A 6,000-nucleotide genomic window follows, 5' to 3' on the forward strand; every position below is an offset into this window, starting at 1 on the left:
ATCTATGATCGAATAATAGAGGACTCCTCGACGGCCAGCGTCGACGATCGGCTCTGTTCTCATCTCAATCACATCAAAATCAGGCAGGTTTGGAATCGATTCGACCGTACCATCGATCAGTTCCAACGCGTCGTTCAAAGGTACGTTTATGCGCCAGAATGCCGCCCAACAGTTAGGAGAGAACCCAGCAACACCCAAACCTGAAGCCCGCACTACATATAGTCCGCGCTCCAAATCTGCCTTGGACTCATAGTCTTTCCAAGAGGAAGGAATAGACCACAGCCTGTCCGGCCTGACGTGACTTCGGAGTCGTAACGACGTGGCAGTCGCACTACTCCTTTCAATCCGCTTCTCTAAGGTTTCCACTGCGTCCCCACCAATCTGATGGCGCTAACCCCGGTAGTTCACGGGGATCTGCGGATCGCTGGGTGAAAATAGACCGAAGTGCTTCCTGAACAGGGGAAACTGGGACTTGTTTAAGGTTCCTGATCCTCAAGCAGAAAGCACTCGGTAGGTGAAGCGTACTTCGTGGTCGTCTGGTCTGTCGTTCTCCGTCGAGGATGTCGGGGTGATTGCTCATGCCGGGGTCATCGCGCCGCGTCTTCTGGCTGATCGCGTCGGCCTGACCGCCGAGCTGTCGGGGGCCATGGCGCAGCGCCGATCCATCCCGATCCATGACCGTGGCAGGGTGTTGACCGATGTCGCGGTGATGCTCACAGGTGGCGGCACGTCCATCGCCGACATCCGCGTCCTGCGCCACCAATCCACTGTCCTGGGTCCGGTCGCCTCCTCTCCGACGGTGTGGCGCGCCCTGGACGAGGTCACCGCTGGTAAACGCAAAAAGATCCAGGTCGCGCGGGCCCGTACGCGGCGGCATGTGTGGTCCCAGCTGCCCGGCGGGGTGCCGGCCTCCAAGTGCGCGGGCCGGGATCTGGGGGACACGGTCGTGCTCGATGTGGACGCCACCATCGTGGTCACCCACAGCGAGAAAGAACAGAGCGCGCCGACCTACAAGCGCACCTTCGGCTACCACCCGATCGGCGTGTGGTGCGACAACACAGAAGAGTTCCTCGCTGCGAGCTTGCGGCCGGGCAACGCGGGGTCGAACACCGCGGCCGACCACATCGACGTCCTGGGGCAAGCCATCGCCCAGATTCCCGCCGCCCATCGGCGTGATGTGCTGATCCGATCCGACGGCGCCGGCGCCTCCCATGACCTGTTGGAGTGGATCTCCGAGCAGAATCGGATCCGTGGTCGGCGGGTGGAGTACTCGGTCGGCTTCTCGATCACCGCCGGAATCCGCCGGGCCATCGCGATCGCCCCCGACACCGCGTGGGGGCCAGCGGTGAATCAAGACGGCGACCTGAGGCCGGGCGCGGAGATCGCCGAGCTGACTGGACTGCTGCCGCCCAGGATGCTCGCCAAGTGGCCCGACGGGATGCGGGTCATCGTCCGCCGTGAGCGGCCCCACCCCGGCGCCCAGTTGTCGATGTTCGAGGAACTCGACGGGTGGCGCTACCAGGCGTTCGTCACCAACACCGCCACCGGTCAACTGCAGTTCCTCGAGGCCAGGCATCGGGCGCACGCCCGGGTGGAGGACCGGATCCGCCACGCCAAAGACACCGGCCTGGGCCGTCTGCCCTCGCGAGAGTTCGCTCTCAACCAGGCATGGCTGGTGGCGGTGATGATCGCCGCCGACCTCGTCGCCTGGACCCGGATGCTGGCCTGCACCGGCGCCGCCACCATCCTCGCAGCGTGCGAGCCCAAAGCGATGCGCTACCGCTTCCTCCACGTCGCCGCCCTACTGACCCGCAGCAGCCGACGTAGACGGGTCAAAATCCCCGAGACCTGGCCCTGGGCCACCGCCATCGAAGCGGTGTTCCACACGATCGCCGCGATCCCCAAACCGGCCTGACCCCACCTGCCCACCCACGACAGCACCACCCGGAGACCCGCCCACCGGCAGCGCCAGCCGGCGCCCAAACACGTCTACACGACCCGCCGGACACAACATCCGTAGAAACCCGACTCCATCACGCCCCATGAATCAGCGGGGCTTGCGGCAAGATGTGGTCTGTGTTCTACTTGTGGCGCAGGACACAGTCGTCCGTTTGGGAGTGGCAGCGCGTGGTGGGTCAGCCGAGTGGGCCTGGCTTGTTCGCTCAAACAACCTCAGCGAGAGAAGGTTGGCTATGACAGCGACTGCTATCAGGGATGGTGGTTCTCCACACACTGAATCGGCCAGCGTGTAGCAAATTTTGACATCCCCATTTGTTCCTATCAACCTCCTTGGCCGCGCGGAGCGACTGAGGAATATCGAGAAGAGACAGGAGATTTTTCTGATGAAAACACGAGGCGCGATTTGCTGGGAGCCTGGCGCGAACAAGGGTTGGTCAGTCGAAGAGATCGAACTGGGTGATCCTCGGCCTGATGAAGTACGAGTCAAACTCGCAGCGTCGGGGCTCTGTCATTCGGACGACCATATCGACTCCGGCATCTTTGTCGGCTTGGAGCCTATGGTCGGTGGACACGAAGGCGCCGGAATCGTTGAGGAAGTCGGCTCCGCAGTCAAGGGAATCGTGCCGGGCGACCACGTCGTGCTGGCGTTTATCCCCTCCTGCGGCCGTTGCTACTCCTGTGTCAGTGGACATTCGCATCTTTGCGATCTCGGAGCCCACCTCTTCGGAGGAGTGGCGCTCTCGGACGGGACCCACCGGGTCCAAGCGCGTGGCAAAGGCGTAGGGACGATGTGCTTGCTGGGAACCTTCTCCCCGTATGTTGTTGTCCACGAGGACAATGTCATCAAGATCCGTGACGATGTTCCGCTTGATCGGGCCGCGCTCGTAGGGTGTGGCGTCACGACGGGGTGGGGTTCGGCATTTCACACCGCGGGCACCCAGCCCGGAGACACGGTGGCCGTGATTGGCGTCGGCGGAATCGGCATGAACGCAGTACAAGGTGCCCGCCTCGCAGGTGCCAAGAACATCATTGCGATCGACACTGTGGCTTACAAACGAGAGCGCGCCAAGGAGTTCGGCGCAACGCATGTGGCCGCAAGCATGGAGGAAGCCCTGCCCCTTATCGCGGAGCTAACTCGGGGCACCCTGGCGCATCGGGCCATCCTGACCACCAGCGTTGCTGAGGGCGAGCTGGTGGAGCCAGCACTGAAGCTGGTCGGCAAACGGGGAGTGCTGGTTCTGACCTCGAGTGCACCGGGCGATCAAATAAAGGTCGACCTGGATCTGTTAACCCTCACCTTGTACGAGAAGGAAATTCGCGGCGGTCTGTTCGGATCATCGAATCCCCGCATTGATATCCCCCGCCTGCTCGACTGGTATATGGAGGGAGAACTCAAGCTCGACGAACTGGTCACTACTACCTACACCCTCGACCAGGTTAACCAAGGATACAAAGACATGTTGGATGGCAAAAATTTGCGCGGCATCATCACCTACGAAGAGGCTTGAGTTTCATGACCAGCACCACACACCACAGGACACTTTCCTGGGCTAAGGAAGCTGAGTACACATTCAAGTTCAGAAAGTTGGTTCTGGGAACATGACGCACTACTCACTCTTCATTGACGGCAAGTCTGTCGATACCGACGAAACCTATGACGTGGTCAGCCCGGGTGATGGCACGGTGATTGCCACGCTAGCCAAGGGAGGAACCGCGGAGGTCGACGCTGCGGTCGAAGCCGCCGCAGCGGCTTTCGCCAGCAGCGGCTGGCGCGAAACTCCGATGCATGAGCGGGCGGCGGTAATCGACCGCGCAGCGGATGCGATCGAAGCCCGCGCCGAAGAAATCAGTTTGCTCGCCTCGCGAGAGAACGGCACACCGGTCAGGCTCGCTCAAGGTCTCTCTGTCGGCTTCCCAGTCATGCATATCCGCTACTTTGCCGACCTGGCGCGACGACACGTCACCGATCAGCCGACCATGGTAAGCGGCAGCGTAGTCGGCATCATTCGTCGTGAACCGATTGGCGTCGTCGCAGGAATCGTTCCGTGGAACTTTCCACTGCTCCTCACGGTGTGGAAGTCGATCCCGGCAATCGCAGCGGGCAACTCTGTCGTGCTCAAGGCCGACGAGAAGACGCCGTCAACGGCTCTCATCTTGGCCGAGGTGCTCAAGGCTGCGGGATTGCCCGATGGCGTATTCAATGTCATCACTGGTGATGGAGCCGAAGTCGGTGGGCATCTTACCAAGCACCCAAAGGTCCGGAAGGTCTCATTCACGGGGTCCACTGCCACTGGACGGACGGTCATGGCGAACGCTGCAGAGCGTGTCAAGAAGGTCACCATGGAACTCGGCGGAAAGGGAGCAAACATCGTGCTCCCCGACGCCGACCTCGACCTGGCGGTAGACGGATCACTCTGGGCCTTCTTGGTCCACGCCGGCCAAGCATGTGAATCCGGCACCCGGTTGTTCGTCCACCGAACCATCTATCGCGAGTTCGTTGATCGCCTTGTCCAGCGCGCATCGCAGCTCACTATCGGTGATCCCACAGATATGAGCACCGACATCGGACCCTTGATGAACCGAGCTCAGCGGGAACGCGTGGAAGGGTTCATTGACAGCGGTAAGAAGGATGGGGCAACCGTCGCATTCCAGGCCGAACTTCCTGCTGACCTGAACAGGGAAGGCATGTGGGTTCCTCCGACAATCTTCACCGACGTCACACCTGACATGAAGATCACTACGGAGGAGATTTTCGGCCCTGTGGTCTCAGTGATGGCATACGACGATATCGATGCCGTCGTGGCAGAGGCCAACACCAGTGAGTACGGACTCTCGGCCGGCGTTTGGACCACCGACTATACGGTCGCAATGGACCTAGCGCATCGACTTGAGGCTGGCACCGTATGGATCAATGACTGGCACGCCCTGTCAGGCCAACTGCCGTTCGGAGGTGTGAAGCAGAGCGGATTCGGCCGTGAGATGGGCCCGAATGCCATCAACGAGTACACCAATGAGAAGTCGATTGCAATTGACTACTCGGGCCGCGATGCCCGCGCGGCGTGGGGACTTACTATCCCGTAAGAAGAATTGTTCGGAATTCTGACCCACTGAGAGTGCCTCGCAACGAAAACTTCGTTGCGAGGCACTCTCGATCCGTCTCGCCCCGGCGGACCCCTCCAGTTAACCGGCCCTTCCGGAATCAGAGTGCATTGATCCGGTCCTGAAGCTGACCGGAGTGGATCAGTGACCGCAAGATGTAGTGGTTGAGGTTTCGGAAGCCCAGGGCGATTCCGCGCAGGTGCTCGAGGCGACCGTTGATGGCCTCGACCGGGCCGTTGGAAGCCCGGGTGTCGAAGTATGCCAGGATCTCGCGGTGGCGCTTCCAGAGAGAGCGTCCGAGCTGCGCGAGCTCCGGGAGTTCCTTGGGTACGCCGGACCGGATCGAGCGCAGGAGTTTGTACATCGCAATCTTGCCCTCCCGTCTGCCCGAGGCCTCGTATGCAGTGATGAGTCGCTGGTAAACGCCATAGGTGACCTCCACCGCCGCGTGCGCATCGTGGGCGGTGAACGCCTTGAACAGGCGGACCTTCTGTTTGTCGGTCAGCAGTTCGACCCGAGTGCGCAGGGTCCGGCGGATCCCGTAAAGGGGATCGCCGGTGCGGCCGCGGTGCCCCGTGGTGGCCTGCTGGATGCGTTGGCGGCACACGGTGAGCTTGTCGGCGGCAAGCTGCACGACGTGAAATGGATCCATCACCGTCCGAGCAGCGGGCACGGTTTTGGCGGCGGCGGCGTGGTAGCCGGCGAATCCGTCCATCGTGACAACCTTGACTCGGTCACGGAACACCTGGTCGCGGGCATCGAGCCACTCGGTGAGCACCTTCGCCGAGCGCCCGGGGACCATGTCCAGCAGGCGCGACGGGCCGGTGCCGTCCACCACCGGGGTCAGGTCGACCAGGACGGTGACGAACGAAGACGAACCGTCGCCGCGGACGTGTTTCCGCTTGTGCTAATCGACCCCGAGAACGCGGACGCCGTCGAAGT

General features: G+C 61.6%; 3 protein-coding genes and 1 pseudogene. 3 read left to right on the forward strand and 1 reads right to left on the reverse strand.

Going from position 1 to position 6,000, the window contains the following annotated elements:
• Window positions 1–514 precede the first annotated feature (514 nt).
• The 3 genes from GSI01S_RS15330 to GSI01S_RS15340 all read left to right on the forward strand — a co-directional run bounded on the left by GSI01S_RS15330 (window position 515) and on the right by GSI01S_RS15340 (window position 5,040).
• Window positions 515–1,915 carry an IS1380 family transposase gene (locus GSI01S_RS15330; protein ID WP_039867814.1) on the forward strand — a complete coding sequence of 467 codons (1,401 nt, stop codon included), beginning with the start codon at window positions 515–517 and terminating at the stop codon, window positions 1,913–1,915.
• A 427-nt stretch (window positions 1,916–2,342) separates the two neighbouring features.
• Window positions 2,343–3,467 (forward strand): NDMA-dependent alcohol dehydrogenase, encoded by a 1,125-nt coding sequence (locus GSI01S_RS15335; protein ID WP_006897512.1) that lies wholly within the window; start codon window positions 2,343–2,345, stop codon window positions 3,465–3,467.
• Window positions 3,468–3,558: 91 nt separating this feature from the next.
• Window positions 3,559–5,040, forward strand: coding sequence for an aldehyde dehydrogenase family protein (locus GSI01S_RS15340; protein WP_006897513.1), 1,482 nt, complete (start codon window positions 3,559–3,561; stop codon window positions 5,038–5,040).
• Window positions 5,041–5,158: 118 nt separating this feature from the next.
• Here GSI01S_RS15340 and GSI01S_RS15345 read toward each other — a convergent pair.
• Window positions 5,159–6,000: pseudogene (locus GSI01S_RS15345) on the reverse strand (ISL3 family transposase); the annotation flags it as partial.

The organism is Gordonia sihwensis NBRC 108236 (genome assembly GCF_000333035.1).
Lineage (GTDB): Bacteria > Actinomycetota > Actinomycetes > Mycobacteriales > Mycobacteriaceae > Gordonia > Gordonia sihwensis.